The organism is Kitasatospora sp. NPDC048540 (assembly GCF_040651175.1).
Classification (GTDB): domain Bacteria; phylum Actinomycetota; class Actinomycetes; order Streptomycetales; family Streptomycetaceae; genus Kitasatospora.
In genome coordinates, this window is sequence record NZ_JBEZIR010000059.1 from 1 (window position 1) to 26,844 (window position 26,844).

The following is a 26,844-nucleotide window of genomic DNA, read 5'->3' on the forward strand; positions in this document are numbered from 1 at the left end:
GCACCGAGGCGTCGACGCCGCCCGCCGACAGCAGCGGGGTGCGGTCGCCGGGGCCGGGGGCCGCGCCGTCCACGGCGTCACGCCCGGTGCAGCGGCACCGAGACCAGCAGTTGCTGCCCGTCCAGCGTCCGCACCTCGAAGTGGTCGATCTCGGAGGGCTGCAGCGCCGCGCCGCCCGAGGTCTGCAGCGCACTGTCGGCGCCGTAGCCGGTCGGCGGGACGGACCAGCTGGTGACGGTCTGCCGCTCGCCGCCGCGCGAGACCGCGATCAGGTCGCACTGCTTGGGCCCGGGCACGTTGGACAGTGCGAGGCTGACCTGGCTGCCCCACTTCTTCTGGCTGACGCCGACCGTGGCGGACACCCCCGTGGTGGGGTCGGTCGCGCTGAACTGCTGGACCGCGACGGCCGCAGGCTTGTCCTGCTGGGTCACCGCGAAGGTCACGGCCGGGCCGCCGACCACCAGCACGGCCGCCGCGGCGACCAGGACCAGGCGCCGGGTACGGCTGCGCCGCCGGGCCGCCGAGACCTCGTCCACCAGCCGGCCGAGCAGTTGGTCGCCCGGGCCTTCCAGGACCGGGCCGGCGTCCACCAGCTCGGCCAGCAGCGGCTCCAGGCCGCCGAGTTCGTCGATCTCCGCCGCGCAGCGCGGGCAGCCGGCCAGGTGCGCCTCGAACCGCAGCCGGTCGGCGGGGTCGAGGACGCCGAGGACGTACGCGCCGACGTCGAGGTGCTCATCCTGATGCGACGTCACGGTGTCACTCCTCGCTCCTCCAGCGCGATCTTCAGCGCACGCAGGGCGTAGAAGATCCGGGACCGCACTGTGCCTGCCGGGATGCCGAGTTCGGCGGCCGCCTCATTGACCGTACAGCCCTTCAGATAGGTGGCGACGATGACCTCGCGGTGCGCGTGGCTGAGGTCGTCGAGCGCGTCGGAGATGGTCATCAGTCGCAGCGCCTTTTCGAGTTCGTCCTCGGCGGGCAGCAGTTCGAGCGGTGACGGGTCGACCTCGCGCGGCCGGGCCAGACTGCTGCGATGACCGTCGATCACGATCCGGCGGGCCACCGTCACCAGCCAGGGCCGCACCGAGCCGTGGTCGACGTCCAGGCGGTGGATGTTGCGCCAGGCCCTGACCAGGGTCTCCTGCACCACGTCCTCCGCCCGCTGCCGATCGCCCGCGACCAGCCGCAGCACGAAGCCGAACAGCGGGCCGGCGTGGTCGCGGTAGAGCGTCCGCATCAGCTCCTCGTCCGGCCCCGGGCCAGTCGGCGGTCCGCCGCCGGACAGGGGTCCGGCGGCGCGGGGAAGGTCGGTCACGGTGCCATCCTTGCGCACCCGTTGCCTCCAGGTCGAGACGGGTCGGCCTTTATCGGCTTTTTCCCGTCGGTCGGTGCGGGCCACGGCCTCAAGTCACGGGCCGTTCCTGTCGATACCAGGAGTGGGTGCGGCGCGGGCGCCCGCGCCGCACCCGCCCCCGGTCAGTAGCCGTAGCCGGAGTCGCTCGCGCTGGGGCTGGGGGCGGCCGCGGCGGCCTTCCCGCCGGTCGCGGTGGAGGCGAACCAGGTGCCGCCGACGCCCTGGCCCTTGGTGTCGCCGGGCTTGGTGTCGGGCGCGTAGCGGTACAGCGGCCAGCCGTTCAGGGTCAGCTGCTTGCTGCCGTCGGCCCGGGTGACGGTGCCGACCAGCTTGGCGTCGATGCCCTTGAGCTGCGGGGTGTCGGTGGCGACGGCGGGCGGCCAGGTGGTCGCGCAGGCGCCGTTGCAGTTGGACATCGGCGGCTTGGCGGTGTCCTTGTCGAAGCGGTACAGGGTGAAGCCGGCGCCGTCGGTGACGATCGTGCCGAGGGTGGCCGAGGTGGCGGTCTGCAGCGCGCTCTTGCCGCCGTCCGCCGGGGCGGGGTTCTGCGCGCCGCCCGACGAGGCGGCGGGGGCGGGGGCCGAGGCGGACGAACCGTACGAGCTGCCCGACCCGGAGGTCTCCGGGTCGCAGGCGGTGACGAGCCCGACGACGGCGACCGAGGCGACGGCGAGAGCGGCGGTGCGGCTGAACTTGGGCATGGCAATTCCCCCACGTGGCGTTTCGGATTGAGGATTCGGGCGGCTGTGGTGCCCCCGGGGGCACCTGTCCCGGTGCCCGCTCATCCAGGGATACGAGCGATTCGGGGTCCGTGTTCAACGGGTCGGAAAGTTTTTTCGGAATAGACCGGGCAGGCTCTCCGTTGACGCCACCGAGTCACTACCGAAGGGCAGGGAGAAACCGATGAGCACGGTCGAACTGACCAAGGACAACTTCGACGAGCTGGTCCAAGGGCCCGAGGGCAAGGAGTTCGTCCTCATCGACTTCTGGGCGGGCTGGTGCGGCCCCTGCCGGATGTTCGCGCCGGTGTACGAGCGCGCGGCGGAGCGGCACAGCGACCTGACCTTCGCCAAGGTGGACACCGAGGCGCAGCAGGAGCTGGCGGCGGCCTTCGACATCCAGTCGATCCCGACCCTGGCGATCATCCGGGAGGGCGTGCTGGTCTTCGCCCAGGCCGGGGCGCTGCCGGAGCCCGCGCTGGAGGACCTGATCGCGCAGGCCCGCAAGCTGGACATGGCCGAGGTGCACGCCAACGTGGCGGAGCAGAAGGCGAAGGCCGAGGCCCAGGGCTGACCGGGCCCGGTACCCGGGGGTAGGACGGAGCGGCGGAGGCCGGGGCGAGAGCCGGCCTCCGCCGCTCGGCCGTTCGCGGGCCGAGAGCGGGGGAGGGTTCAGGGGCGGGAGGCGGCGGCGCGGGCCGCGAGGCCGTCCAGCAGCAGCCGCAGGGCCAGCTCGAACCCGCGGTCGTCGAGGCCGGGGCCGCGTTCGGCGGCGGCCTCGAGGGCGCCGGCCAGTGCCGGGTAGCGCGGGCGGTAGGCGGCGCCGTCGCGGGTGAAGCCCGCGCTGAAGGTCTCCAGCGCCGAGCCGAGCACCAGGTAGTCGAGGGCGGCGGCGGCCTCGGCCGCGTCGGCGGGGGTGAGGCCGGCCCGGGTGAGCGCGGCGAGCAGGGTGTCGTAGGTGAGCAGCTGGCGGCCGGCCTCGACCCGGCGGCGGGCGAGCAGCGCGATGGTGTTGGGGTGGCGCAGGAAGACCGCGCGGTAGCCGCGGGCGTACTCGGCCAGGCCCGCCGGCCAGTCGGCGCGGGCCAGCGGGGTGAGGTCGATCTCCTCGTTGACGAGTTCGGCGAGGGCGTCCAGGAGCTCGTCCTTGCCGGTGACGTGGTTGTAGAGCGAGGCCGCCTTCACGCCGAGGCGGTCGGCGAGGGCCCGCATGGTGAGGCCGTCGGCGCCGTGCTCGTCGGTCACCTCCAGGGCGGCCCTGGCGATGATCTCCCTGCTCAGCAGTGTCCTGCTCGGTCGCCCCACGCCCCGCCCGTCCTTCCGCCGTTCCGTCGACGCGGTCACGTTACATCCTGGTGTCGGCCTCTTCCCTCCCCCGCGTCGAGCCGCTACCGTCCCCGACTAACAAAGTTAGTTTTAGTCGACGGCAAGGTGGCCCGGACATGACCGAGAACCCTCCCAGCGCGCACGCCCCGGACCCGGCGGCCGACCGCGACCAGTTGGCCGCCCTCGGTTACCGGCAGGAGCTGCGCCGCAGCCTCGGTGTGCTCGGCAACATCTCGATGGGCTTCGCCGTCGTCTCCCCCGTGGTCGGCCTCTACGCGGTCGCCCAGGTCGGCATGGGCGTGTTCGGCGGCGCCTGGGTGTGGGCCCTGCCGATCTGCCTGCTCGGACAGCTGCTGGTGGTCTGCGTCTACTCCGAGCTGGCGTCCCAGTGGCCGCTGGCCGGCGGCGCGTACCAGTGGAGCCGCCGGCTGGCCCCGCCGTCGTTCGCCTGGATGACCGGCTGGATGTGGCAGTTCGCGGTGATGTTCGCCAACACCACGGTGGCGTACCTGGCCGCGCCCTGGTTCTTCGCGCTGTTCGGCGCCACCCCGACACCCGCCCGGCTGGTGCTGGTGTCCGCGGCCTTCCTGCTGGTCTGCACGCTGGTCAACGCGTACGGGATCAACCTGCTGCGGCGGATCGTCTCGCTCGGCATCGCCGCCGAGGCCGTCGCCTCGGTGCTGGTCGGCCTCGCGCTGGTGCTGTTCCACCGGGAGCACGGCCTCGGGCTGCTGACCGACACCCTGGACGCGCCCGCCGCCACCGGCACCGGCGGCCTGATGTCCTTCCTCGCCGTGGTCGCGGTCGGTGGCTGGGCCTTCATCGGCTTCGACGCCTGCGTGTCCACCGCCGAGGAGACCAAGGACGCCGCCCGCCAGGTGCCGCGCGCGATGCGCTGGGCCCTGCTGAGCGTCGGCGCGGCCGTGATCCTGAACGCCGTCTCGGTGGTGCTCGCCCACCCCGACCCCGCCGCCGTCGTCGCCGGGAGCGACCTCGACCCGGTGACCACCGCCGTCACCTCCGGCTTCGGCTCCTGGGCCGACAAGCCCTTCGTGGTGGTGGTGCTGGTCAGCTTCACCGCCTGTCTGATGGCCTCGCAGGGCGGCGCGGCCCGCGGCCTCTACTCGCTCGCCCGCGACGGCGTCTTCCCGTTCGCGTCCCGGGTCCGCAAGGTCAACCGGCACAAGGCGCCGATCGGCGGCCTGGTCGCCGCCACCCTGATCAGCGCCGCCGCCCTGCCGCTGGGCCTGGAGTCCACCGCGATCGGCAGCCTGATCACCTTCGGCACCGCCGCCACCTTCCTGCCGTTCTTCCTGCTCAGCCTGGCCGCCCTGATCGTCCGGCTGCGCGGCACCTGGCGCCCGGCCGGCGCCGTCTCGTACGGCCGCTGGGGCACCCCGCTGAACGCGCTCGCGGTGCTGTGGACCGGCCTCGAGGTGGTGAACATCTGCTGGCCGCGCGCCATCCTGGCGCCGCCCGGCGCCCCCTGGTACCAGATCTGGGCCGCGCTGCTGGGCACCGGCGTGGTGACCCTGATCGGGACCGGCTACCTGCTGGTGCGCCGCCCGCAGCGGCTGATGCGGGACGCCGCCCCGGAGCGTCCCGGCACCGACGAGTCCGCGCCCGCCGTGCTCTGACGCCCGCTCGCCCGCGGCGGCGCCCCGACGCAGGATGAAGGCGCAGGCCGAGGTCCGACGTCGAGGGAGTACACATGTCCGCACAGGCCGGGTCGGCGGTGGCACGGGCCGACGAGTACGACGTGGTGGTCCTCGGCGGCGGACCGGCCGGTGAGAACCTCGCCGACCGGACCGCCGCCGCCGGGCTGCGGACGGTCCTGGTGGAGAGCGAACTGGTCGGCGGCGAGTGCTCGTACTGGGCGTGCATGCCCAGCAAGGCGCTGCTGCGCCCGGGCAGCGCGCTGGCCCACGCCCGCGCGGTGGCCGGTGTCCCCGACCCGGGCCCGCTGGACGCGGCGGCCGTGCTCACCCGGCGGGACGACGCCGCCGACGAGTGGAAGGACGACGACCAGGTCGCCTGGCTCCGCTCGGCCGGGATCGAACTGGTCCGCGGCCACGGCCGGCTGGCCGGCGAGCGGGCGGTGCGGGTCGGCGACCGGCTGCTGACCGCCCGGCACGCCGTCGCGGTCTGCACCGGCACCCGCGCCGCCCTGCCCGAGGTCCCCGGCCTCGCCGACGCCCGGCCCTGGACCAGCCGGGACGCGACCAGCGCCGAGCGGGTACCCGGACGGCTCGCGGTGATCGGCGGCGGCGTGGTCGCGGTGGAGATGGCCACCGCCTGGAACTCGCTGGGCGCCCACGTCACCCTGCTGGTGCGCGGCGACGGGCTGCTGGGCCGGATGGAGCCGTTCGCCGGGGAACTGGTCGCGGACGGGCTGCGCGCCGCGGGGGTGGACGTCCGCACCGGGACCGAGGTCACCGGGGTCCGCCGGGTCGACGGGGCTGCCGAACTGCGGCTCGGCGACGGCGGATCGCTCACCGCCGACGAGGTGCTGTACGCCGTCGGGCGGACCCCCGGCACCGGCGACCTCGGACTGGAGACGGTCGGCCTCGAGCCCGGCGGCTGGCTGGCCGTGGACGACGGCTGCCTGGTCCGGGGGGTGCCCGGCGGCTGGCTGTACGCCGCCGGTGACGTCAACCGGCGGGCGCTGATGACCCACCAGGGCAAGTACCAGGCCCGGATCTGCGGCGCGGCGATCGTCGCCCGCGCCCGCGGCGAACGGACCGACACCGGGCGCTGGGGCGCGCACACCGCGACGGCCGACACGGCCGGCCCGCCGCAGGTGGTGTTCACCGAGCCGGAGGCCGCCGCGGTCGGGCTGACCGCGGCCGAGGCGGCCCGGCGCGGGATGGACGTCCGCACCGTCGACCACGACCTCGGCGCGGTGGCGGGCGCCTCGCTGTACGCGGACGGGTACACCGGCCGGGCCCGGATGGTGGTCGACCGGGCGCGCGGCGTGGTGGTCGGCATGACCTTCGTCGGCCCCGCGGTGGCCGAACTGCTGCACTCGGCGACCATCGCCGTGGTCGGCGAGGTGCCGCTCGAACGGCTCTGGCACGCGGTGCCGTCGTTCCCCACCGTCAGCGAGGTGTGGCTGCGCCTGCTGGAAGGCTACCGGGACCAGGGCTGAGGAGCAGCTCCGGTCCCGGTGCGCCGGGTCAGCCCATCTGCACCGCGGCGTCCATCTCCCACTGGAGCACCTCGGCGCCCTCGGGACCGGCGGTCACCCGCTGGCCCTCGGCGCCGGCGATCCGGACCGCGTCGCCCTCCCCCAGCAGGCCCGCGCCCTCGACGGACAGCTCCCCGCGCGCCACGTACAGGTGGACGAACGGCGCGGTGGCCAGTTCCAGCGTCTCGCCGGCCCGGACCCGGGCGACGTGCAGCGCGGCGTGCTTCTGCCGGATGCCGATCGCGCGCTGGGCGGAGTGCTTGGGCATACCGGACGCCAGCGTGGTCCAACCGCCCTGGTCCAGCTGGTCGTTGATGTCCAGCTGTTCGTAGCCGGGCACCGTGCCGGCCGCGTCCGGGATGGTCCACATCTGGACGAAGCGCACCGGGTTGCGGTGCTCGGGCGAGCCGTCGAGGGTCCAGGAGTCGTTCTTCTCGCTGTGCAGGATGCCGGTGCCGGCGCTCATCCGCTGGGCCAGGCCCGGGTAGACGATGCCGTTGTGGCCCTCGGAGTCCTGGTGCACCAGGGCGCCGTCCAGCACCCAGGTGACGATCTCCATGTCGCGGTGCGGGTGGGTGTCGAAGCCGGTGCCGGGCGCCACCACGTCGTCGTTGGAGACCAGCAGCAGCCCGAAGTGGGTGTTGGCCGGGTCCCAGTGCCGCGAGAAGGAGAACGAGTGGTGGGAGTCCAGCCACCCGGTCCTGGTGTGGAAGCGCTCGTCGGCGCGGCGCAGGTCGATCGTGGCTGCCATCTGGATCTCCTCCGGTGTTCCGTTGCTCTTGTTGAATCCTAAACTAAAGCGGCGGCCGAGTCATTCCCGGGGCCGCCCGGATGATCCGGCCTCGCATCCGCTCCCCCGGCGCGGGACGCGGACGGGCATCTGCGAACCGACGCCGAACTGCGGCTTCCTCCCTGCCTACAGTGGCGGTGGCACGTCCGGAAACACCGGTTCCCCCCGACTTTCCCAGCGACGAAATCGAGGCACGGCATGAGCCTGAGCATCCGCAACCAGATCCCCGGCACCGTCACCGCCATCTCCACCGGCGCCGTGATGGCCACCGTGAAGGTGGCCGTGGCCGGCGGGCAGGAGCTGACCGCCGCGATCACCGTGGACGCCGTCAAGGACCTCGACCTGCACACCGGGAGCGCGGTCCGGGCCCTGGTGAAGTCCACCGAGGTCGCCCTGGCGACCGCCCGGGTCAACGGCGTCAGCATCCGCAACCAGCTGGCCGGCACCGTCACCGAGGTGGCCAAGGGCGGGGCGATGGCCGGGGTGAAGATCTCGGTCGAAGGCGCCGAGCTGACCGCCGCGATCACCACCGACGCCGCCGACGAGCTCGGCCTGCGGGCGGGCTCCCCGGTGGTGGCGCTGATCAAGTCGACCGAGGTCTCGCTCGCCTCCGCCTGACACCCCGCTCCCCTCCCCGGTACCGCCGCCGCGCGGTCGCGGTACCGGGCAGGGACACCGCCTCAGCGCAGCTCGCCCTCCAGCAGGCCCATGGTGAACATGTCGTACCACTCGCCGTCCCGGCGGAAGACCTGGCGCAGCCGGCCCTCCTGCACGAAGCCCAGCGTCCGGTAGAGGTGCACCGCGGCGTGGTTCTCGGTGACCACGGTCAGCTGGATCCTGTGCAGCCGCATCTGCTGGAAGCCGTACCGGCACATGGTGCGCATCGCGTCCTTGGCGTACCCCTGCCCCCAGGCGTCCTTCTCGCCGAGGTAGACGTCGATCTCGGCGATCCCGGTCTCCGGTTCGGCGCCGTGCAGCCGCACCAGGCCGACCAGGCGGGCGTCGGCCCGGGCCTCGACGCCGTACAGGACGTCCTGGTAGCTGTTGCGGGCTCGCTCGGCCAGTGAGGCGGTGACGCGGGCGAGGGTCTGGCGGTAGCCGTCCTGCATCCAGCGCATCACCTCCGGGTCGCCGTTCCAGCGCCACAGCGCCTCGGCGTCCGACAGTTCCATCGGGCGCAGCCGCACCAGCTCTCCCGGTATCACGGGCTCTCCTCGGGTTCGGTCCGGCGGGGCCCGCGGGGCCGCGGGGGTGCCGGTCTCCCGGGTCACCCAACACCCGGCGGCCCCCGCGCTCAACCGGTTTGCCGACGACCCCGCGGGCCTCGGCCGGGTCGGCGGCGGCTCAGGCCAGCGGGCCGACCCAGACCTCGGTGATGCCGCTGATGTAGCGGGCGCCGCAGTGGTCCGAGGGGACGACCAGCTGCGGGCCGGTCCGGTCGAGCGGGGCGCCGTCGATGCTGGTGGCCAGCAGGATCTGCTGCCCGCCGAAGTCCGGGTCGATCTCCGCCCAGGACAGCACGGCCCGGTGCCCGTCCGCCCCGGTGACGGTGAGCAGGAGGCCGAGCCGCTGCTTGCGGCCGGTGAAGTCGATCTGCGGCCGGGCGGTGCGCAGCACGTCCCAGAGCTTGGGACCTTCGAAGCCGTGGCGCTGGACGCCGCTGCCGAGGCAGTCGAAGCTGACCTCGATCCGGTGGGAGGGCAGCTCGCGCAGCTCGGCGACGGTCAGCCGGAGCGGCTCGGCGAGGCTCCCGTGCAGGTGGACGGTGGCCGGGCGGTTCAGGGCTGCGGCAGGACTGCTCATCGGCGCGTTCCCTCCCGGGCCGCACCGCTGCGGCCCGGGAGGGGAGGTACCCGCGTGTGCACGCAGGTACCCGTGCGTGGGTGAACTTTCACTCGCAGATGCGATGAAGAACCACCTGGCAGCCTGGCAACCGCTGCCCGACCGGCCCCCGGGCGAACGGTCCGGTGAGGAGTCCGGACGTACCCCCGAGGGGCCGGTGCCCCGATTCAAGCACCGGCGCAACTGGCCGGACGACTGGTGCCGAGCACCAGGTCACAGGGGGTTCCCTGGATGATCGAACAAGGTGTCGCTGCACCTTGCTACCTTGCATTTACGATGCCTGTGCGCACCTGCCCCTTGCTTTCGCCATGGGAGGCGGTGGACGGGTCCGGCGCGGAGCACAAGGAGCGAGACATGATCGTCGGGGATCTGCTGGAGCTGGACAGCCTGCACATCGGTGTCGCCTGGGCCACCCCCGAGCTACTGGGCCGCCAGGTCACCGGGGTGACCTCCACCGACCTCCAGGACCCGGCCCGGTACCTGCAGCCCGGCGAGCTGGTGCTGACCGGCCTGGTGTGGTGGCGCCCCGGGGACGCCGCCGCGGCGGTCCGCTTCGCGACCTCGCTGCGCAGCGCCGAGGTGGCCGGACTGCTGGCCGGGGAGGGCACCCACGGCACCGTGCCCGAGGCGCTGGTGAGCGCCTGCCGCACGCACGGCATACCGCTGCTCTCGGTGCCGCCCGGCACCAGTTTCCGGGCCGTCACGGACCGGATCTACCTGCGACTCTGGGGTGATCTGCAGGCCCGCTCGCAGGGGGTGGCGGCGGTGCCGGACGCGGTCCGCCGGGAGCTGGTCGGGCTGATGCACTCCGACGCGCCGCTGACCGGCCTGCTCGGCCACGCGGTGGCCCGGCTCGGGCTGCCCGACTGCTCGATCCTCACCGGCGGCGGCCGGGTCCTGGCGGCCTCGGCGGAGGGCGGCGGGAGCCGGGGCAGCGTCCAGGTCGGCCCGCCCGGCGACTCGCCGTTCGACGGCTGGGTGCTGCAGCCGCACACCGAGCCGACGCCCGCCGCGGCGACCGTGCTGCACGGCCTGGCCGACCTGCTGGCGCCGCTCGCCACCCGGGCCCGGGCCACCGCCGCCGCCCAGCGGCAGACCGCCGCGCGGGTGCTGGACCTGCTGCAGCACGACGGCCCGGGCCTGGCCGACACGCTCGGCGCCTGCGGGCTGCCGGACGGTGCACCGCTGACCCCGGTCACGGTCCGGATCGAGGGCGGCTCGACGGTGTGGGCGGCGGCCGCGCTCGCGGACGCCCTGCACCGGCTGGGGGCGCCGTTCGCGGCGGCGCCGTACGGGCCGGGCGACCCGGAGGGCGCGGCCGGGCAGGTCCCGGTGGGCCAGGGCGGTCCGGCCGGGGCGCACGGGACGGTCGGCGCGGTCGGCCTGGTGGCCGCGCCCGCGGCCCGGGTGACCGCCGCGCTGCGCGAGGCCTGGCCGGCCATGCAGGCCAGACTGACGGCCCGGCAGCTGCTGCGGGCGGGCGTGGGGCCGTGCGTTCCGCCGGAGGCCGGCGCGCTGCGCGGGGCGCTGGTGCAGGCCGGGTACGCGCTGGACTCGCGGGTCGGCGGCGCGGTCGGCAGCAGTGGCGAACTCGGCTCGCTGGCGGCCCTGTTGCGGGGCATCCCGGCGGAGGTCACCGCCGCGTTCCACACCCGGCTGCTGGCCCCGCTGGCCGAGCACGACCGGCAGAACGGCGTGTCGCTGCTGGGCACCCTGGGCACCTTCCTCGACCACGACGGTTCCTGGTCGCGGACCGCCGAGGCGCTGCACATCCACGTCAACACGGTGCACTACCGGATCCGCCGGATCGAGGAGCTGACCGGGCGCAGCCTGGCGCGGCTGGAGGACCGGATGGACCTGCGGGCCGCGCTGCTGTGCGCGCCGCCGGCCCGCTGAACCGCCCGGGGGTGGGGGCGGGGGTTCAGACCGGCTCCTCCAGGCCGGTGAGCAGGGCGGCGATGTCCAGGCCGACCTCCAGGTACTGCACGAACACCTCGTTGTTCAGGGCCCAGGGCGAGCGGCCGCGCCGGACCAGGCCGACCGCCTCGGGGATGCCGTGGCCGAGCAGGCGCAGGGTCTCGGCGGCCACCAGGCCCGAGCGATTGTAGCCGGAGTGGCAGCGCACCAGGGTGGTGCGGCCGCCCCGGACGGCGTCGGCGGCGAGCGCCGCCAGCTCGCGCACCCGGGCCAGCTCGCGCGAGCCGAGCGGTGCGTCGGGCATCTCGCCGAGGTGGTGCTCGACCCCGGGGGCGGGCCCGTGGCCGGGCCGGGCGAACAGGCTGAGCACCAGGTCGAACTCGTCCTCGACCACGACCGGCCGCATCTCACCCGCCGGGTCGAACCAGTAGTGGCCGCCGATCCACAGGCCGGGCCGGATCTCGCTCCACGGCGCCCTGGGCGGTTGGATGTCGCGGTCTCGCTGCCGGGTCCTCATGGTCCGCCCTCTCGCCGCGGGTCGCCCGTCCTGACGGGCCGTCCGCCGGGGTCAACGCCGCGGTGACCACCCTGGTTCCCGGCGGGGCGCGCCGCAAGGCCCGTACGGTGCCGGGGAGATGCGGGCGGGCCGGGTCAGCGGTCGGTGGAGCGCAGCCGGTCGGTGACGGTGCCGAGGCTGTCGGCGAGGGCGGTCAGCTGGTCGGGGGTGAGGACGTCGATCAGCGCCTCGCGGACCGCGGCGACGTGGCCGGGGGCGGCCGCCCGCAGCGTCTCCCAGCCGGCGTCGGTGATCTCCGCGAAGACACCGCGGACGTCGCTGGCGCAGGACCGGCGGCCGACCAGCCCGGCCTTCTCCAGCTGGGTGACCTGGTAGGTCAGGCCGCTCTTGGAGGTGACCAGGCGGTCGGCGAGGTCGGTCATCCGCAGGGAGCCGCCGGGGGCGGCGGAGAGCTGGACCAGGATCTCGTACTGGGTGTGCGAGAGTCCGGCGTCCTCCTTGAGCTGGCGTTCGAGGTGGCGGGCGACCAGGTTGGTGGCCGCGACGAACCCGCGCCAGGCGGCCATCTCGCGCTCGTTCAGCCATCGGGGTTCGTCCATGACTGCATCGTACTCTGTTGTTCAAATTCGAACTCGGGTGTACCTTCGGAACCATAAGGTTCAAATTTGAACCATCGGACTCGGAACCACCGCCCGCCGCCCCGCCGGAGGAGAACCCCGATGAGCACCGCCACCCCCGGGCGCATGCCCGCGCTCTACCTCTCGCACGGCGCGCCGCCGCTCGCCGACGACCCCCTGTGGCCCGGCCAGCTGGCCGCCTGGTCGGCCGCCCTCCCCCGGCCGACGGCCGTACTGATGGTCTCCGCCCACTGGGAGGAGGCCCCGCTCGCGCTCGGCGCCACCACGGCCACCCCGCTGGTGTACGACTTCTGGGGCTTCCCCAAGCGGTACTACCGGGTGACCTACGCCGCCCCCGGCGCCCCCGCGCTCGCCGACAGCGTCCGCAAGCTGCTGCGCACCGCCGGCACCCCCGTGCACGACATCCCCGACCGGGGCCTGGACCACGGCGCGTACGTGCCGCTGGTGGAGATGTTCCCGGCGGCGGACGTCCCGGTGCTGCAGATCTCGCTGCCGACCCTCGACCCGCGCCGGCTGATGGAGATCGGCCGCCGGCTAGCCCCGCTGCGCGACGAGGGCGTACTGATCGTCGGCAGCGGCTTCTTCACCCACAACCTGCGGGCGCTCAGCACGGACGGCCGGGTCTCCTCGGTGATGGCGGAGTTCGACGACTGGGGCCGCCGCGCCCTCGACGCGCAGGACCTCGACGCGCTGCTCGACTTCGAGCACAAGGCCCCCGCCGGGCGCCTCGCCCACCCGCGCACCGAACACTTCGCCCCGCTCTTCGTCACCCTCGGCGCCGCCGAGGCCGACCTCGGCAGCCAGCGCAGCGTGATCGACGGCTTCTGGATGGGCCTCGCGAAGCGCTCGGTCCAACTCGGCGGCTGAGCGGCCCGTACGGACCACCCGGGCCGGGCGCAGCGGCCGGGCGAGTGGTCCCTTCGGGTCATACCCCCGATCGGGGGTGTCCGCGGCCCGGACCGGACGGGCAGAGTGACGGCATGCAGACTCCACTCTCCGTGCTGGACTTCCTCCACCGCGCCGAGCAGGTCTACGGCGACCGGGTCGGGATCGTCGACGAACCCGACCAGCCGGCCGCCTCCTGGGGCGAGGTCACCTACCGTCGGACGGCCGAACTGGCCCGCGCCCAGGCCGCCGGGCTGGACCGGCTCGGGGTGGGCCCGGGCGAGCGGGTCGCGATCGTGTCGCACAACTCGGCCCGCCTGATGACCTCGCTGTTCGGGGTGAGCGGCCACGGCCGGGTACTGGTACCGGTCAACTTCCGGCTGAAGGCGGAGGAGGTCGCGTACATCGTCGAGCAGAGCGGCGCCTCCGTGCTGCTGGTCGACCCGGAGCTGGACGAGGCGCTGGCCGGGATCGCGGTCCGGCACCGCTTCGTGCTGGGCGCGGAGAGCGACGCCCAGCTGTACGACTTCGACCGGGAACCGGTCCCGTACGAGGTCGCCGAGTCGGACACCGCGACGATCAACTACACCAGCGGGACGACCGCACGCCCCAAGGGCGTCCAGCTGACGCACCGCAACCTCTGGCTCAACGCCGTCCTGATGGGCCTGCACTTCGGCGCCAGCGACCGCGACGTCTACCTGCACACCCTGCCGATGTTCCACGCCAACGGCTGGGGACTGCCGTTCGCGCTGACCGGGCTCGGCGCCCGGCACGTGGTGCTGCGCAAGGTGGACGGCGCGGAGATCCTGCGACGGGTCGAGCGGCACGGGGTGACCTTCCTGTCCGGGGCGCCCGCGGTGGCCGCGATGGTGCTGGACGCGGCGGCGGAGTGGGACGGGCCGGTCCCCGGCCGGGACCGGGTGCGGATGATCGTGGCCGGCGCTCCCCCGCCCACCTCGATGGTGCAGCGCATCGAGAGCGAGCTGGGCTGGGAGTTCATGCAGATCTACGGGCTCACCGAGACCTCCCCGCTGGTGACGGCCAACCGCACCCGGGCCGAGTGGGACGCCCTGCCGCCCGCCGAACGGGCCGAGCGGCTGGTCCGGGCGGGCGCGCCCGCGCTCGGCAGCCAGGTGCGGGTGGACGGCCAGGGCGAGGTGCTGGTGCGCTCCAACGTCGTGCTGGAGGGCTACTGGCAGCAGCCGGACGCCACCCGCGAGGCGATCCGCGACGGCTGGTTCCACACCGGTGACGGCGGCACCCTGACCGACGGCTACCTGTCCATCTCGGACCGCAAGAAGGACGTCATCATCTCCGGCGGGGAGAACGTCTCCTCGATCGAGGTGGAGGACTGCCTCTACGGCCACCCGGCGGTCGCCGAGGCCGCGGTGATCGGGGTGCCCGACGAGAAGTGGGGCGAGACGGTCAAGGCCCTGGTGGTGCTCCGCGAAGGCTGCACCGCGGACGAGGCCGAACTGATCGCGCACTGCAAGCAGCGGCTGGCCGGCTACAAGGCGCCCACCTCGGTGGAGATCCGGGACTCGCTCGCCCGGACGGCCACCGGCAAGCTGCAGAAGTTCCGGCTGCGGGAGCCGTACTGGCAGGGGCGCGACCGCCAGGTCAACTGAGGCCGGGCCGGCGGTCAGCCGGCCAGGCCGACGTCGCGGGCGGCGAGGGCGAGTTCGACCCGGTTGCGGACGCCGAGCTTGTGCATGGCGCTCTTCAGGTAGCCGGTGACGGTGTTGCTGGTCAGGCCGAGGTGGCCGGCGATCTCCGGGTTGGTCCGGCCGGTCGCCGCCCACCGGATCACCTCCAGCTCGCGCGGCGTCAGCCGGACCGGCAGCGCCGCCGGATCCGGGGCCTCGCACCAGGCGGCGGCCCCGGCCAGCGCCCGGGTGGCGGCCGCCGCCAGCCGGGCGACCGCACCGATCCGCACGTCGCCGAGCGGGACCACCGCCCGCAGCGAGGCGTACACCACGCCGTGGACGGCCCGGCCGTGCACCAGCGGCACGGTGAGCATGGTGTACAGGTCCTCGGCGCAGACGGCGGCGTCGTACTGGTGCGAGATGGTGGTGGCGGCCCGGTAGTCGGGCACCCAGGTGGGTGTCAGCTCGGCCAGCGCCCGGCCGCCGAGCCCGGTGCCGACCGGCACGTCCAGGCCGTGCAGCAGCTCGGCCCTGGTCCCGGACCAGTGCCGCAGGACCATCCGGCCCGGCCGCTCGGGCCGGTCCGGGACGCCGACCAGGCCGACGTCGGCACCGCACTCGTCGACCACCCGCCGGGCCAGATCACCGAGCACGGCCTGCCGGACCAGTTCGGCGGCCCGGGCGTCGACCTCGCACGCCCGGGTAGGAATGGACTCCATCGCCGCGGTCACCGGGCGATTGTCACACGGGTCACGGGAGTTGGGGAGTCCCGCGGACCATCCACCCACCGAGGAGCACACGACATGACACAGCTGGACGCCCTGCTGGCCGACCTGCGGGCGGAGAGCGCCGAACTCGACGCACTGGTCGCCGGACTCGACGCGGACGGGCTGGCCACCCCGACCCCGGCCGTCGGCTGGACCATCGCGCACCAGCTGTCCCACCTCGCCTGGACGGACCGCTGGTCGCTGCTGGCGGCCACCGACCCGGAGGAGTTCGGGTCGGCCGTGCAGCGGGAGTTCACGGCCGGCTACGACGCCGTCGACCAGGGCGCCGCCGAAGGCGTCGGCGAGGACCCGGCGAAGCTGCTCGGCCGCTGGCGGGACGGCCGCGACCGGCTGGCCGCGGCCCTGGCGGCCGTGCCCGCCGACGTCAAGCTGCCGTGGTTCGGGCCGCCGATGAAGGCGCCGTCGATGGCCACCGCCCGGCTGATGGAGACCTGGGCGCACGGTCAGGACGTCGCGGACGCGCTCGGCGTCGTCCGGGAGCCGGGCGATCGGCTGCGCCACGTCGCCCACCTCGGGGTGCGCACCATGGGGTTCGCGCTCTCGCTGCACGGCCTGCCCGCGGACCGGCCGGTCCGGGTCGAGCTGGTCGCGCCCTCCGGCGAACCGTGGACCTGGGGGCCGCCGGACGCGGCGGACCGGATCAGCGGCCCGGCGCTGGACTTCTGCCTGCTGGTCACCCAGCGGCGCCACCCGGACGACCTGGCGCTCGTCGCCGCCGGCCCGACGGCCCGCGCCTGGCTGCCGGTCGCCCAGACCTTCGCCGGACCGCCCGGCGCGGGACGCGCACCGCAGGCCTGACGGACCGCCGGCGCCCACCCGCCGGTTCGCCGGTCCCGCCCCGGCTGCTCTACGCTCCGTCTCCGACTGATCACTCGGTGGCGCCCGCGGGCCCCGCCCTGCGGAAGGTGGCACGGATGTCGGGGATCGACGTGGTGCGGGAGTCGGCCCGGGCCGGCCGGGTGGTGCTGTTCGAGGAGTCGCCGCGCGACGGCGCGCAGGCCAAGACCCTGATGAGCGCGGAGTTCCGGGTGCGCCTGGCCCGCGCGCAGGGGGCGGTGTTCGGTGCGGACGGGCCCCGGCACGTGGTGTTCGCGGCCGGTTTCCCCTCGGTGTGCGTGCAGGAGTACGAGGCCACCCGGCGGGTCGCGCTGGAGGCCGAGGGGTCGGTGAGCCCGGCGGCGGTCTGCCGGGGCACCGAGCAGGACGTCCGGCTGGCGCTGTCCGCCGTTCAGGGCGCGGCGCACGCCCGGGTGATGGTGATCGTGGCCGCCTCGGAGGCGACCGCCCGGGCGCTGGTGCACCGCGGTGCGCGGGAGGCCCTGGCCGACGGGCTCGACCTGGTCAAGTCGGCCGTGGACCGGGCCGACGGGGTGGCCGTGGACGTCTGCCTGGTCGACGCGCCGCGGGCGGACCCTGGCCTGGTCGCCGAGTACGCGGGGTCGATGACCGCCGCGGGCGCCGGGACGGTGGTGCTGGCCGACACCGTCGGGGACCTGCTGCCCGGCCAGGCCCGCGCACTGTTCGCCCGGGTCGCGGCCGGGGCCGGCCCGGACCCGGTGCTGGTCTCCCACCTGCACAACGACCTCGGCCTCGGTCTCGCCAACACCCTGGCCGCGCTGGAGAGCGGGGTACGGGTCGCGGCCTGCTCCTGGCTCGGGATGGCCGAGCGCAGCGGGATGGTGGCGACCGAACAGCTGCTCTTCCTGCTCGCCCACGACCCCGCCAAGGCCGAAGCGGTCCTCGGCGCCGGCTGCCGGCCCTGGTGGAGCGAGCCCGACCTGACCCGGCTGCCGGGCATCGCGCGGATGGTCTCGGCCGAGACCGGTGTCCCCCTCACGGTCACCACCCCGATCGTGGGCACCGGCGTGGGCACCATCTCCACCGGCACGCCGTTCACCCACCCCGCGACCTTCCAGCCGTACGACCCGGAGCACCTGCTCGGCGTACGGCCGACCGTGGTCCTCACCCAGCTCGCCAGCGGCCGGGTGGTCCGCGCGGTGGCCGAACGACTCGGGCACCGGCTCGACCGGGAGGCGACGGCGGCCGCCCTGGCCTGGGTCAAGGACCGCGCCTACCGGGACAACCGGGCCGTCGTCCCGGATGCCGACTTCGCCGCCTACCTGGACGGCCTGACCGCCGCCCGCCGCCCGACCGGAGCCACCCCCGATGCCCGATCCTGACCTGCCCGGCGCCGCCGCCGCCCGCCGCGCCCTGGATGGCGGCCGCGCCGCCGTGCTGCCCAACCCCAGCCCGCTGACCTACGTCGTCGCGGCCACCACCCCGTACGCCGTGAACACCGCCAAGGGCCGGCCGGCCGGGCAGGAGGTCGCCGCCTGGGTGCACGCCGAGGCCGCCTGGGAAGGCCTCGCGCCGGCCCTGGACCTGACCCCCGCGGCGGTCGGGTCGGCCACCGTGCTGCTGCGCCGCCACCTGGTGACCCTGCTCGTCCCGCTGCGGGCGGGCGCCGCGGCGCCGGACTGGATCGCGCCGGCCGTCCGCGACGGCCACGCCCTGCTGTTCGGCGCCCGCTGGGCACCGCTGGCCGGGCTGCTCGCGGACCACCCGCGGCTGTACGTCAGCAGCGCCAACCGCACCGGTCTGCCCCCGGCCGCGACCGCCGCGGCGGCCGCGGCGATGTTCGGGGGGCACGCCCCGGTGCTCGACGGCGACGCACTGCGCGACCCCGGCCGCCCGCACGCCGCCACCACCATGCTGCGGATCGCCGCGGACGGGCGGCTGGAGCTCGTCCGGCGGGGCGCGCAGGACGCGGCGCACTGCCCCGACCCGGCCGCCTACCTGCGCCGGCTGGGCGACCCGGCGGCCGCCGGGAGCCCCGGGACCGGCCGCGGGCGGCCCCGGCCGGGTGTGCCAGAGTGAGGCGATGAGGACGATCGGGCTGCTCGGCGGCATGAGCTGGGAATCCACGGCGGAGTACTACCGCCTGCTGAACGTGCTGACGCGGGAGCGCCTGGGCGGCCTGCACTCGGCCAAGTGCGTGCTGTACTCGGTCGACTTCGCGGAGATCGAACGGCTGCAGGTGGCCGGGCGGTGGGCGGAGGCGGGCGAGGTGCTCGCCGCGGCCGCCAGGTCGCTGGAGGCGGCCGGCGCCGACCTGCTGCTGATCTGCACCAACACCATGCACAAGGTGGCCGACCAGGTCGCGGCCGCGGTCGATGTCCCCCTGCTGCACCTCGCGGACACCACCGCCGAGGCGGTGCTGGCGGCCGGGCTGCGGAAGGTCGGGCTGCTGGGCACGGCGTTCACCATGGAGCAGGACTTCTACCGGGACCGGCTGGCCGGCCACGGCCTCGAGGTGCTGGTCCCGGACGCGGCCGGGCGGGCCGAGGTGCACCGGGTGATCTACGAGGAGCTGTGCCGGGGTGTCGTCCGGGAGGAGTCCAGGGCCGCGTACCAACGGGTGATCGCGGACCTGGTCGCGGCCGGGGCGGAGGGCATCGTGCTGGGCTGCACCGAGATCGAGCTGCTGATCGGCCCCGAGCACAGCCCCGTCCCGGTGTTCGCCACCACCAGCCTGCACGCGCGGGCCGCCGTGGAGCGGGCGCTCAAGGACTGACCGCGACGGGCTTGCCCAGCCGCTCGGTGAGCTCCTCCACCAGGGCCTGGACCAGGGCTGGCCGGGCGCCGGGCCGGGTGGCGCAGTACCAGGTGCGGGACATCGCCTCCGCCCCGATCCGGACCAGGGCCAGGCCGTGCGAGGCGACGTACGGCGCGGCGACCCAGCCGGGCAGGACGCTCGCGCCCTGGCCGCCCGCCACCATCTCGATCACCAGGTCGGTGATCACCGGCATGGTGGTGATCCGGCCCGGCCGGGCGCCGTGCGGGATCGGGAGCGGGGTGGCGGGGATCCGGCTCTGGTCGTAGAGGTCGTAGAGCACCAGGTGGGCGTCGTCGAAGTCGCGCGCGGTGAGGTACGGCAGGGCCGCCCAGGGGTGGGCGGCGGGGACCACGGCGACCATCTCGTCCTCGAACAGCCGGAGCAGGTCGACCCGGTCCATCTGCGGGTCCGGCTTGGTGATCAGCGCGACGTCCAGCCGGTCCTCCAGCAGGGCGGTGATCAGGGCGTCGCCGGGGAGCGACTCGATCCGCACCTCGCTGTCCGGGCAGCGCTCCCGGAAGCCGCGGATCACCGGGGGCAGCCACTGGAAGGTGGTGCTGCACTGGACGGCGAGCCGCACCCGGCGGCTGCGGCCGTCCCGCATCTCCCGCAGGTCCCGGGTGGCCGCGTCAAGTTCGGCGAAGACCTGACGGGCGGCCAGCAGCATCCGCCGGCCGGCCGCGTTGGGCACCAGGCGGCGCCCCTGGCGGTCGAAGAGCTGGACGCCCAGCCGGTCCTCCATCCTGGTCAGCCGCTGGCTGAGGGCGGGCTGGCTGACGTAGAGGACCTCGGCGGCGGCGGTGAGCGAGCCGGCGTCGGCCACCGTGTCGAGCAGTTCCAGGTCGCGCAGATCGACATCCATAACTCCAGGTTATCTGATGCTCCAAAACATGTCGTGGAGTTATGTTCGGCGCGAACCTACGGTTTGAGACATCACACCGCGCACCGAATCGACGGAGGTTCCACCATGTCCACAGCCGTATCCACCACCACCGCCACCACCACCGGGGCCGGGGCCGTCACCGCCGTCGTCACCGGCTCGTCCAGCGGCATCGGCCTCGACGTCGCCCGCGGCTTCCTGGCCCAGGGCGCCAACGTGGTGCTCAACGGCCGCGACCCCGAGCGGCTCGCCAAGGCCGCGGCCCTGCTCGGGCAGCCGGACCGGGTCGCCGAGGTGGTGGGCGGCATCGGCTCCGCGGCGACCGGCGAGGCCTTGGTCCGCGCCGCCGTGGAGCGCTTCGGCCGGGTCGACGTCCTGGTCAACAACGCCGGCACGTTCGCCGCCAAGCCCTTCACCGAGGTCACCGAGGATGAGCTGGACGGCTTCCTGACCGGCAATCTCAAGGGCACCTACCTGACCACCCAGGCCGTGGTGCGGCAGCTGCGCCGTCAGGGCGGCGGCGGCAGCGTGGTGAACATCGGCACCGTCCTGGTGGAGCACGCGGTCGGCGGCTTCCCCGCCTCCGCGCCGCTGGTCAGCAAGGGCGGCGTGCACGCCCTGACGGTCAGTCTCGCCGCCGAGCTGGCGGCCGACCGGATCCGGGTCAACCTGGTGGCCCCGGGGATCATCCGGACCCCGCTGCACGAGGGCTCCGAGGTGGACGCCTACGGCGGCCTGGCCCTGCTCGACCGGGTCGGCGAGGTCTCCGAGATCACCGACGCGGTGCTGTACCTGGCGGGCGCGGCCTTCACCACCGGCCACGTGCTGCGGGTCGACGGCGGCTACGTCACCGGGCGGGCCTGAGGGGCCGCGCTCGCGCCCGGCGCGGGCCGGGGCCGGCGCGCCGCCCCGGCCCGGCCGCGCGCCGGGCGCGGGGGCGGTGGGACTGGTCCACCGGAGTGGTGCGCGGGCCGTCGGGGTGTGACACGGCGTGCGCCGGTGAGAAACCCGGGGACCGACCGTACCAAGGAAGGACCGCCCATGATCGTCTCGATCTCCGCCGTCGTCTTCTTCGGTGTCCTGCTCGTCTTCCTGCTCCGCGCCCAGCGCTCCACCGTCCCCACCGCGCTGGTCGCCGTCGCGTTCGGCTTCCTGCTGGCCTCCACCGGGGTGGCCCCGACCGTCAACGGCATGCTGGTCAGCCTCGCCCAGGCGGCGCACTGGAACGCCCGCTGAGCGCCGGGAGCTCCCAGCCGGGGAGCCGCAGCGTGCGCAACTCGAAGGGGCCGCCCCGGGCGAGCGGCTGCCAGCCCTCGGCCAGGGCGAGTTCGACGACCGTCCGCACCTCGCGCGGCGTCGGGTACGAACCGTCGGTGGCCGCTCCCCAGGGGAGCGGAGGTGACGGCACGGAGACCAGGGCGACGGCCAGCAGGCTGCCCTGCCTGCCGCTGCGCACCCGCAGGTGCACGCAGCGCCGCACGCCGGCCGCGTCACGCAGGTGGCCGATCCGCCCCGTCCAGTGGAATTCGTGCCCGTCGAAGGCCAGCCTGCGCAGTCTGCGCACCGTTCTCCCCTTCCGGTCGGCGACCCGCCCGACCCTACCCACCGCCGCGGGCCGGCCCGTCGCTCACGCCCCGATCCGCAGCGGGACCAGCCGGGTGGCCACCAGGTTGGTGGCGCCGTGGTCGCGTTCGACCTGGCCGTGCACCAGCAGCCCGGCGCGGTCGAGGGCGGTGCGGCGCTGGGACTCCCAGACCGGGCGGCTGCAGATCACGTTGATCAGGCCGGTCTCGTCCTCCAGGCTGAGGAAGAGCACTCCGCCCGCCGTGGGCGGCCGCTGGCGGTGCGTCACCAGGCCGCCCACCATCACCTGGGTGTGCGGCGCGGTGGCGTGCAGTTCGGCAGCGGTGAGCGCGCCGGCCCGGCGCAGGGTGGCCCGCAGGTGCTGCATCGGATGGCTGGTGGCGGACGAACCGGTGGCCCACAGGTCGGCGATGGTCTCCTCGACCGGGGTCATCGCGGGCAGTGCGGGCGCGGTGCCGCCGGGCGTGGTGCCGGGGATGGTGCCCGGGTCGGCGGTGGCGTACACCCCGGCCAGCCACAGGGCCTGACGCCGGCCCAGTCCGAAGCAGCCGAAGGCTCCCGCGGTGGCCAGCGCCTCCAGCAGCGGCGCGGACAGCCCGCTGCGGCGGGCGAAGTCCTCCAGGTCCGCGTACGGCTGCCCGGCGGCGACCGCCTCGGCCTGCGGCAGGCCGAGCCCCCGGACGGTGGCCAGGCCGAGCCGGATCGCGGGCTGCGGCTTGCCCGCGGTGAGCGGCGGCGGGGCGGAGGGCTCCGGCTCGGGTTCCAGGGTCGGCCCGGCCGCACTGGCGTTGACGTCGACCCCGCGCACCCGCACGCCGTGCCGCCGGACGTCGGCGATCAGGCTGAGCGGCGAGTAGAAGCCCATCGGCTGGTTGGCCAGCAGGGCGCAGGTGAACGCGGCCGGGTAGTGGTACTTGAGCCAGGCGCTGATGTAGACCAGGTGGGCGAAGCTGATCGCGTGCGACTCCGGGAAGCCGTAGTTGGAGAAGGCCTCGATCTTGGTGTAGACGTCCTCGGCGACCTCCGGCGGGATGCCGCGCCCGGCCATCCCCGCCAGCAGCCGGGTGCGCAGTTCGGCGACCCGCTGGTGGGAGCGTTTGGCGCCCATCGCCTGGCGCAGCCGGTCGGCCTCGGCGGGGCTGAACCCGGCGCAGTCGATGGCGAGTTGCATCATCTGCTCCTGGAACAGCGGCACCCCGAGGGTCTTGCCGAGGGACTTCTCCATCAGCGGGTGCGGGCAGTCGGCGGCCTCGACGCCGTCCCGGCGGCGCAGGTACGGGTGGACCGAGCCGCCCTGGATCGGGCCGGGGCGGATCAGCGCGACCTCGACCACGAGGTCGTAGAACTCGCGCGGGCGCAGCCGGGGCAGGGTCGCCATCTGGGCGCGTGACTCGACCTGGAACAGGCCGACCGTGTCGGCCCGGCAGAGCATCTCGTACACCTGCGGGTCGTCGGGCGGGACGCCGGCCAGGTCGTAGCGGTCGCCGTGGTGTTCGGCGATCAGGTCGCAGGCGTCGTGCAGGGCGGCGAGCATGCCGAGGCCGAGCAGGTCGATCTTGACCAGGCCGGCGCCGGCGGTGGACTCCTTGTCCCACTGGAGCACCGAGCGGCCCGGCATCCGGGCCCACTCGACCGGGCAGACCTCGCCGATCGGCTCGCGGGTGAGCACCATCCCGCCGGAGTGGATGCCCAGGTGCCTGGGCAGGCCGTGCAGTTGCTGCCCGAGGTCGAGCACGTCGGCGGGGATGACGGCGTCCGGGGCGGGGGTGGAGTGGAAGTCGACCTGCCGGGTGAAGGCCTCGACCTGGCCCATCGGGTAGCCGAGCACCCGGGCCGCGTCGCGCAGGGCCAGCCGGGGGCGGTAGGTGATCACGTTGGCGACCTGGGCGGCGTGCTCGCGTCCGTAGCGGCGGTAGACGTACTGGATGACCTCCTCGCGGCGGCGGTTCTCGATGTCCAGGTCGATGTCGGGCGGGCCGTCGCGTTCCAGGCTGAGGAAGCGTTCGAACAGCAGGCCGTAGTGGACCGGGTCGACGGCGGTGATCCCGAGGGCGTAGCAGACGGCGGAGTTGGCGGCCGAGCCGCGGCCCTGGCACCAGATGTCCTGCTCCCGGCAGAACTCGACGATGTCGTGGACGATCAGGAAGTACCCGGCCAGGTCGAGCTCTTCGATCACGTCGAGTTCGCGGGCCAGTTGCTGGAGGGCGGGCCGGTTGCCCGCGCCGAAGCGGGCCGGTCCGGCGGCGGCCACCAGGTCGCGCAGGTGGCCCGCCTCGGTGCCGCCGTCGGGGACGGGGAAGCCGGGGAGTTCGGGTTTCAGGCCGCCGAAGTCGAACGCGCAGGTCCGGCCGAGTTCGGCGGTGGTCTCCCGCACGCCCGGGAAGCGGGCCAGCCGGGCGGCCATCTCGCGGCCGGAGCGCAGGTGGGCGGTGCCGGCGGCGAAGGTCCAGCCGGCCGCGTCCTGGAGGGTGCGGCGGTCGTGCAGGGCGGCCAGGCTCTGGGCCAGCCGGGCCTGTGCGGGGGCGGCGTGGTGGACGTTGTTGGAGGCGACGGCCGGCAGTCCGGTCCGGGCGGCGAGGGCGGCCAGCCGGTCGTTGCGCGGGTCGTCGCCGGGCAGCCGCTGGTCGGTCAGCTCGACGAAGACGTTGCCCCGGCCGAAGGTCTCGGCCAGCGCGCGCAGTTCGCGTTCGGCCGCGTCCTCGCCGGTCTCGGCCAGCGCGCGGCGGACCCGGCCCTTGCGGCAGCCGCTGAGGACCGCCCAGTGTCCGCCGTGCGCCTCGGCGAGCTCGTCGGCCCGGTACGCGGGGCGGTTCTTGGCGCCGCCCCTGAGCTGGGCGGCGCTGATCACGGCGGAGAGCCGGCGGTACCCCTCGGGGTCGCGGGCGAGCACCAGCAGGTGCTCGTCCGGGCCCAGCGAGAGTTCGGCCCCGAAGACCGTGGCCAGGCCGGTCCCCTTCGCGGCGGCGGCCAGCCGGACCACCCCGTACAGACCGTCGTGGTCGGTCAGGCCGAGGGTCTCGATCCCGAGCCGGACCGCCTCCTCGGCCAGCGCCTCGGGGTCGCTGGCGCCGTCCAGGAAGCTGAAGGCGGAGTGGGTGTGCAGTTCGGCCCACGGGACGGTGCCCCCGGGACGGCGTCCCGGCTGCGGCGGCGGGGCGGCCGGGACGGCGGGTGGCTGCGGGCCCGGTGCCGGGCGGCGCAGCGGCAGGACGTTGCCGTCGGCCGCGCCGGTCATCCGGCGCTGCAGTTCGCTCCAGGGGAGCGTGGGGTGACTGGTGAATCCCATCGCGGGTGGTGCTCCGTCGTCGTCTCGGGGTGGTCCGGTGCCGCTCGCCCCCCGGCAGCCGGCGGATGTCAGTCGTAGGTGCCCTCCAGGTACCAGCGCCCGCCCTCCACGGTGAGCAGCAGCGCCCGGCCGTCCCCGACCTCGATCTGGAACCGGGCCCGGCGCCGCGCCCGGGCCTGGTCCCACCAGTACTCGACGGCCGGCCAGGGGCCGGTCCAGGCGGTCACCGGGAGCGGGCGGCCGGCCAGGCGCAGCCGGGCCGGTGCGGCGGACACCTCGGCCCGGCCGCTGACCGTGACCGGCCGTCCGGCCGCGTCCAGCACCTCCACCGGTACGGGGGTGCGCGGCACCACGGTGGGCGAGGGGTCCTCCAGCCGGCCCGGCCAGGGTGCGGGCGCGCCGGGGCCGGTGGTGCTGGTGGTGCCGGGGCCGGCGGTGCCGGTCGGGCGGGCAGCGGATGGGGAGGCACCGTGCGGGGAGGCGCCGGGTGGGGGTGCCTCGCCCCAGGGGGTACGGGCCACCTGGTCGGCCGGGCCCCGGCCGCCGGCCGGGTCGACCCGGCGCAGCCCCGCGTACCCGAGCAGCGACTGCACCCGGGCGACGGCCCGTTCCACCCGGTCCTCGGCGACGGCCTGGCCCCACAGCGCCAACTGCCGGCCCCGGTCGGGCACCAGTTCGTCGGGGACCAGCCGCAGCGCGGTGAACCCGGACGTCACGGCGTCGTCCCCGAAGGTCCCCGCCGACTGCCAGGCCTGCAGCTGCCAGCGGACCCGTTCGGCGAGGGCGGCCGCGGACAGCCGGCCCTCGTGCCGCCAGAGCCGGGCCGCCGACGTGCCGTCGGCGCAGCTCACCTCGACCGAGACCCGGCGGCAGGCCAGGCCGGCCGCGCCGAGCCGGGCGTGCAACTGCTCGGCCAGTCCCCTGGCGACGAACACCAGCGGCTCCGCCAGCCGCTCCGGCGGGTCGAACAGCTGCTCGGCGGTGAGGTCGAGCCCCTCGGGCCGGGGTGCCAGCGGGCGGGCCTCCAGCCCCCGGGCCAGCCGGTGCGCGGCCGTCCCGGTCGGGCCGAAGCGGTCGGCCACGGCGGCGGCGGGCAGCGCGGCGAAGGCTCCGGCGGTCCCGATCCCGAGCCGGGTCAGCAGCTCGGCCAGGGCCGCGTCGCCGAGCGCCGCCACCGGGTACGGGGCCAGGAACTCGGCGGTCCGCCCGTCCGGGACCAGCACCCCGGCCCGGGCGGCGAGCGCGGCCGCGAACAGGCCGTCGGCGACCCCGACATGGCTGCGCGGCGGCGGGCCGGCGGGCCGCACCGGCCCGGGGTCCGGATCGGGGTCCGGTTCGGGGTCGGGCTCCGGTCCGGGGTCCGGCTCCGGTTCGGGGCCGGGTGTTCGAACAGGGGTCGGGGGCTCCGGGCCGCGGGCGGGTTCCTCCCAGCCGCGGGCCAGGGTGGCCGCCACCGCCGCGTGCACCTGGGCCGCCAGGGACTCCTCCCCGCCGAAGTAGCGGCCCGGGCCCTTCACCGGGATCGCGCACATGCCCGGGCGCAGCACCTCGACCCGGGGCGTGAAGGCCGCCACCGCGGCGATCACCGGTTCGAAGCGGCGGGTCTCGGCCTGGGGGTCCCGGTCCCGCAGCCGGAGCCCGGGGCAGAGCCGCTGGGCCAGCCTGAGCCGCTGTCCGCGCCGTACCCCGGCGGTCCGGGCCTCGTCCGAGCACGCCAGCACCTTGCCCGCCTCGACCACCGCCACCGGGCCGTCGTCACCGGCGTCCGGGGCGGTGGCGACCACCGGCCAGTCCGGGCACCACACCACCAGGACCCGGGGCGCTCCCGGTTCCCGCCCCCCGGTCGTGACCTGCTGCGTACCGGTCATG

27 protein-coding genes are annotated in these 26,844 nt (G+C 75.1%); 13 read left to right on the forward strand and 14 right to left on the reverse strand.

The features are described from left to right. Nucleotides 1–77: 77 nt before the first annotated feature. The 3 genes from AB0D08_RS22540 to AB0D08_RS22550 form a co-directional block, all read right to left on the reverse strand. Entirely contained in the window at nt 78–752 is a 675-nt protein-coding gene (locus tag AB0D08_RS22540) for a zf-HC2 domain-containing protein (protein WP_359891047.1), read from the reverse strand. After that, entirely contained in the window at nt 749–1,285 is a 537-nt protein-coding gene (locus AB0D08_RS22545) for a sigma-70 family RNA polymerase sigma factor (RefSeq protein WP_051814129.1), read from the reverse strand. The genes AB0D08_RS22540 and AB0D08_RS22545 overlap by 4 nt, the downstream gene beginning before the upstream one ends. Nucleotides 1,286–1,476: 191 nt before the next feature. Beyond that, the gene (locus tag AB0D08_RS22550) at nt 1,477–2,055 is read right to left on the reverse strand and encodes a hypothetical protein (RefSeq protein ID WP_359891049.1); all 579 of its coding nucleotides are present in this window, start codon (nt 2,053–2,055) and stop codon (nt 1,477–1,479) included. 202 nt (nt 2,056–2,257) lie between these two features. Between AB0D08_RS22550 and trxA the strand changes: the two genes are divergently transcribed. Continuing rightward, nucleotides 2,258–2,647, forward strand: coding sequence for a thioredoxin (trxA, locus tag AB0D08_RS22555; RefSeq protein ID WP_033825023.1), 390 nt, complete (start codon nt 2,258–2,260; stop codon nt 2,645–2,647). A gap of 98 nt (nt 2,648–2,745) precedes the next feature. Here the strand turns inward: trxA and AB0D08_RS22560 are convergent, their stop codons facing one another. Next, nucleotides 2,746–3,378: a TetR/AcrR family transcriptional regulator C-terminal domain-containing protein gene (locus AB0D08_RS22560; protein WP_033825034.1), complete on the reverse strand. Its 633-nt coding sequence runs from the start codon at nt 3,376–3,378 to the stop codon at nt 2,746–2,748. Between the two features lie 137 nt (nt 3,379–3,515). On the opposite strand from AB0D08_RS22560, the gene AB0D08_RS22565 reads away from it, so the two are divergent. Continuing rightward, a complete protein-coding gene (locus AB0D08_RS22565) occupies nt 3,516–5,036 on the forward strand; it encodes an APC family permease (protein WP_359891053.1) in 1,521 nt (506 codons plus the stop codon). 74 nt (nt 5,037–5,110) lie between these two features. Further along, a complete protein-coding gene (locus AB0D08_RS22570) occupies nt 5,111–6,547 on the forward strand; it encodes an NAD(P)/FAD-dependent oxidoreductase (protein ID WP_359891056.1) in 1,437 nt (478 codons plus the stop codon). Between the two features lie 28 nt (nt 6,548–6,575). Here the strand turns inward: AB0D08_RS22570 and AB0D08_RS22575 are convergent, their stop codons facing one another. Next, nucleotides 6,576–7,337, reverse strand: a complete 762-nt coding sequence (locus AB0D08_RS22575; protein ID WP_359891058.1) for a pirin family protein — start codon at nt 7,335–7,337, stop codon at nt 6,576–6,578. A 237-nt stretch (nt 7,338–7,574) separates the two neighbouring features. Here AB0D08_RS22575 and AB0D08_RS22580 point away from each other — a divergent pair, with 237 nt between their 5' ends. Continuing rightward, entirely contained in the window at nt 7,575–7,994 is a 420-nt protein-coding gene (locus AB0D08_RS22580) for a TOBE domain-containing protein (protein ID WP_033825027.1), read from the forward strand. A 62-nt stretch (nt 7,995–8,056) separates the two neighbouring features. On the opposite strand, the gene AB0D08_RS22585 is transcribed toward AB0D08_RS22580, so the two are convergent. Next, nucleotides 8,057–8,581, reverse strand: a complete 525-nt coding sequence (locus tag AB0D08_RS22585) for a GNAT family protein (RefSeq protein ID WP_359891060.1) — start codon at nt 8,579–8,581, stop codon at nt 8,057–8,059. Between the two features lie 139 nt (nt 8,582–8,720). Next, nucleotides 8,721–9,179, reverse strand: a complete 459-nt coding sequence (locus tag AB0D08_RS22590; RefSeq protein WP_359891063.1) for a molybdopterin-dependent oxidoreductase — start codon at nt 9,177–9,179, stop codon at nt 8,721–8,723. Nucleotides 9,180–9,572: 393 nt separating this feature from the next. On the opposite strand from AB0D08_RS22590, the gene AB0D08_RS22595 reads away from it, so the two are divergent. Next, nucleotides 9,573–11,114, forward strand: coding sequence for a PucR family transcriptional regulator (locus AB0D08_RS22595; RefSeq protein ID WP_359891066.1), 1,542 nt, complete (start codon nt 9,573–9,575; stop codon nt 11,112–11,114). 25 nt (nt 11,115–11,139) lie between these two features. Here AB0D08_RS22595 and AB0D08_RS22600 read toward each other — a convergent pair whose 3' ends face one another. Then, nucleotides 11,140–11,652 carry a protein phosphatase gene (locus AB0D08_RS22600; protein ID WP_033823813.1) on the reverse strand — a complete coding sequence of 171 codons (513 nt, stop codon included), beginning with the start codon at nt 11,650–11,652 and terminating at the stop codon, nt 11,140–11,142. A 134-nt stretch (nt 11,653–11,786) separates the two neighbouring features. Further along, entirely contained in the window at nt 11,787–12,251 is a 465-nt protein-coding gene (locus tag AB0D08_RS22605) for a MarR family transcriptional regulator (RefSeq protein ID WP_033823814.1), read from the reverse strand. Nucleotides 12,252–12,371: 120 nt separating this feature from the next. Here AB0D08_RS22605 and AB0D08_RS22610 point away from each other — a divergent pair, with 120 nt between their 5' ends. Together AB0D08_RS22610 and AB0D08_RS22615 are read left to right on the forward strand one after the other, a co-directional pair. Continuing rightward, the gene (locus tag AB0D08_RS22610) at nt 12,372–13,157 is read left to right on the forward strand and encodes a class III extradiol ring-cleavage dioxygenase (RefSeq protein WP_359891070.1); all 786 of its coding nucleotides are present in this window, start codon (nt 12,372–12,374) and stop codon (nt 13,155–13,157) included. Nucleotides 13,158–13,270: 113 nt separating this feature from the next. Next, nucleotides 13,271–14,803, forward strand: a complete 1,533-nt coding sequence (locus AB0D08_RS22615) for an AMP-binding protein (RefSeq protein WP_033823816.1) — start codon at nt 13,271–13,273, stop codon at nt 14,801–14,803. Between the two features lie 14 nt (nt 14,804–14,817). On the opposite strand, the gene AB0D08_RS22620 is transcribed toward AB0D08_RS22615, so the two are convergent. Then, a complete protein-coding gene (locus AB0D08_RS22620) occupies nt 14,818–15,552 on the reverse strand; it encodes a LuxR C-terminal-related transcriptional regulator (RefSeq protein ID WP_149038497.1) in 735 nt (244 codons plus the stop codon). A 72-nt stretch (nt 15,553–15,624) separates the two neighbouring features. On the opposite strand from AB0D08_RS22620, the gene AB0D08_RS22625 reads away from it, so the two are divergent. The 4 genes from AB0D08_RS22625 to AB0D08_RS22640 all read left to right on the forward strand — a co-directional run bounded on the left by AB0D08_RS22625 (nt 15,625) and on the right by AB0D08_RS22640 (nt 19,183). After that, the gene (locus AB0D08_RS22625; protein WP_033823817.1) at nt 15,625–16,407 is read left to right on the forward strand and encodes a TIGR03084 family metal-binding protein; all 783 of its coding nucleotides are present in this window, start codon (nt 15,625–15,627) and stop codon (nt 16,405–16,407) included. 116 nt (nt 16,408–16,523) lie between these two features. Continuing rightward, a complete protein-coding gene (locus tag AB0D08_RS22630; RefSeq protein ID WP_359891075.1) occupies nt 16,524–17,789 on the forward strand; it encodes a 2-isopropylmalate synthase in 1,266 nt (421 codons plus the stop codon). Then, a complete protein-coding gene (locus AB0D08_RS22635; RefSeq protein WP_359891077.1) occupies nt 17,776–18,486 on the forward strand; it encodes a hypothetical protein in 711 nt (236 codons plus the stop codon). Before AB0D08_RS22630 ends, AB0D08_RS22635 begins: the two co-directional genes overlap by 14 nt. Before the next feature lie 4 nt (nt 18,487–18,490). After that, nucleotides 18,491–19,183, forward strand: coding sequence for an aspartate/glutamate racemase family protein (locus AB0D08_RS22640; protein WP_359891080.1), 693 nt, complete (start codon nt 18,491–18,493; stop codon nt 19,181–19,183). On the opposite strand, the gene AB0D08_RS22645 is transcribed toward AB0D08_RS22640, so the two are convergent. Beyond that, nucleotides 19,173–20,087 carry a LysR family transcriptional regulator gene (locus AB0D08_RS22645; RefSeq protein ID WP_359891082.1) on the reverse strand — a complete coding sequence of 305 codons (915 nt, stop codon included), beginning with the start codon at nt 20,085–20,087 and terminating at the stop codon, nt 19,173–19,175. The genes AB0D08_RS22640 and AB0D08_RS22645 overlap by 11 nt on opposite strands. Before the next feature lie 105 nt (nt 20,088–20,192). Here AB0D08_RS22645 and AB0D08_RS22650 point away from each other — a divergent pair, with 105 nt between their 5' ends. Both AB0D08_RS22650 and AB0D08_RS22655 read left to right on the forward strand, forming a co-directional pair. Then, the gene (locus AB0D08_RS22650; protein ID WP_359891085.1) at nt 20,193–20,969 is read left to right on the forward strand and encodes an SDR family oxidoreductase; all 777 of its coding nucleotides are present in this window, start codon (nt 20,193–20,195) and stop codon (nt 20,967–20,969) included. Between the two features lie 177 nt (nt 20,970–21,146). Continuing rightward, entirely contained in the window at nt 21,147–21,341 is a 195-nt protein-coding gene (locus tag AB0D08_RS22655) for a hypothetical protein (RefSeq protein ID WP_033825683.1), read from the forward strand. Here the strand turns inward: AB0D08_RS22655 and AB0D08_RS22660 are convergent. From AB0D08_RS22660 to AB0D08_RS22670, 3 genes are all read right to left on the reverse strand, one after another. After that, on the reverse strand, nt 21,304–21,669 hold the full coding sequence (locus AB0D08_RS22660) for a hypothetical protein (protein ID WP_359891088.1): 366 nt from the start codon (nt 21,667–21,669) through the stop codon (nt 21,304–21,306). The genes AB0D08_RS22655 and AB0D08_RS22660 overlap by 38 nt on opposite strands. Nucleotides 21,670–21,732: 63 nt before the next feature. Beyond that, on the reverse strand, nt 21,733–24,975 hold the full coding sequence (locus AB0D08_RS22665) for an error-prone DNA polymerase (RefSeq protein WP_359891090.1): 3,243 nt from the start codon (nt 24,973–24,975) through the stop codon (nt 21,733–21,735). Nucleotides 24,976–25,043: 68 nt separating this feature from the next. Continuing rightward, nucleotides 25,044–26,843 carry a DNA polymerase Y family protein gene (locus AB0D08_RS22670; protein WP_359891093.1) on the reverse strand — a complete coding sequence of 600 codons (1,800 nt, stop codon included), beginning with the start codon at nt 26,841–26,843 and terminating at the stop codon, nt 25,044–25,046. Between the last annotated feature and the right edge of the window lies 1 nt (nt 26,844).

Excerpts from the sequence above, each read along its gene's own strand:
- AB0D08_RS22655 (WP_033825683.1), top strand. The coding sequence starts at position 21,147 with ATGATCGTCTCGATCTCCGCCGTCGTCTTCTTCGGTGTCCTGCTCGTC.
- AB0D08_RS22575 (WP_359891058.1), bottom strand. The coding sequence starts at position 7,337 with ATGGCAGCCACGATCGACCTGCGCCGCGCCGACGAGCGCTTCCACACC.
- AB0D08_RS22635 (WP_359891077.1), top strand. The coding sequence starts at position 17,776 with ATGCCCGATCCTGACCTGCCCGGCGCCGCCGCCGCCCGCCGCGCCCTG.
- AB0D08_RS22665 (WP_359891090.1), bottom strand. The coding sequence starts at position 24,975 with ATGGGATTCACCAGTCACCCCACGCTCCCCTGGAGCGAACTGCAGCGC.
- AB0D08_RS22650 (WP_359891085.1), top strand. The coding sequence starts at position 20,193 with ATGTCCACAGCCGTATCCACCACCACCGCCACCACCACCGGGGCCGGG.
- AB0D08_RS22550 (WP_359891049.1), bottom strand. The coding sequence starts at position 2,055 with ATGCCCAAGTTCAGCCGCACCGCCGCTCTCGCCGTCGCCTCGGTCGCC.
- AB0D08_RS22645 (WP_359891082.1), bottom strand. The coding sequence starts at position 20,087 with ATGGATGTCGATCTGCGCGACCTGGAACTGCTCGACACGGTGGCCGAC.
- AB0D08_RS22605 (WP_033823814.1), bottom strand. The coding sequence starts at position 12,251 with ATGGACGAACCCCGATGGCTGAACGAGCGCGAGATGGCCGCCTGGCGC.
- AB0D08_RS22600 (WP_033823813.1), bottom strand. The coding sequence starts at position 11,652 with ATGAGGACCCGGCAGCGAGACCGCGACATCCAACCGCCCAGGGCGCCG.
- AB0D08_RS22625 (WP_033823817.1), top strand. The coding sequence starts at position 15,625 with ATGACACAGCTGGACGCCCTGCTGGCCGACCTGCGGGCGGAGAGCGCC.
- AB0D08_RS22630 (WP_359891075.1), top strand. The coding sequence starts at position 16,524 with ATGTCGGGGATCGACGTGGTGCGGGAGTCGGCCCGGGCCGGCCGGGTG.
- AB0D08_RS22580 (WP_033825027.1), top strand. The coding sequence starts at position 7,575 with ATGAGCCTGAGCATCCGCAACCAGATCCCCGGCACCGTCACCGCCATC.
- AB0D08_RS22565 (WP_359891053.1), top strand. The coding sequence starts at position 3,516 with ATGACCGAGAACCCTCCCAGCGCGCACGCCCCGGACCCGGCGGCCGAC.
- AB0D08_RS22640 (WP_359891080.1), top strand. The coding sequence starts at position 18,491 with ATGAGGACGATCGGGCTGCTCGGCGGCATGAGCTGGGAATCCACGGCG.
- AB0D08_RS22610 (WP_359891070.1), top strand. The coding sequence starts at position 12,372 with ATGAGCACCGCCACCCCCGGGCGCATGCCCGCGCTCTACCTCTCGCAC.
- trxA (WP_033825023.1), top strand. The coding sequence starts at position 2,258 with ATGAGCACGGTCGAACTGACCAAGGACAACTTCGACGAGCTGGTCCAA.
- AB0D08_RS22670 (WP_359891093.1), bottom strand. The coding sequence starts at position 26,843 with ATGACCGGTACGCAGCAGGTCACGACCGGGGGGCGGGAACCGGGAGCG.
- AB0D08_RS22590 (WP_359891063.1), bottom strand. The coding sequence starts at position 9,179 with ATGAGCAGTCCTGCCGCAGCCCTGAACCGCCCGGCCACCGTCCACCTG.
- AB0D08_RS22615 (WP_033823816.1), top strand. The coding sequence starts at position 13,271 with ATGCAGACTCCACTCTCCGTGCTGGACTTCCTCCACCGCGCCGAGCAG.
- AB0D08_RS22595 (WP_359891066.1), top strand. The coding sequence starts at position 9,573 with ATGATCGTCGGGGATCTGCTGGAGCTGGACAGCCTGCACATCGGTGTC.
- AB0D08_RS22570 (WP_359891056.1), top strand. The coding sequence starts at position 5,111 with ATGTCCGCACAGGCCGGGTCGGCGGTGGCACGGGCCGACGAGTACGAC.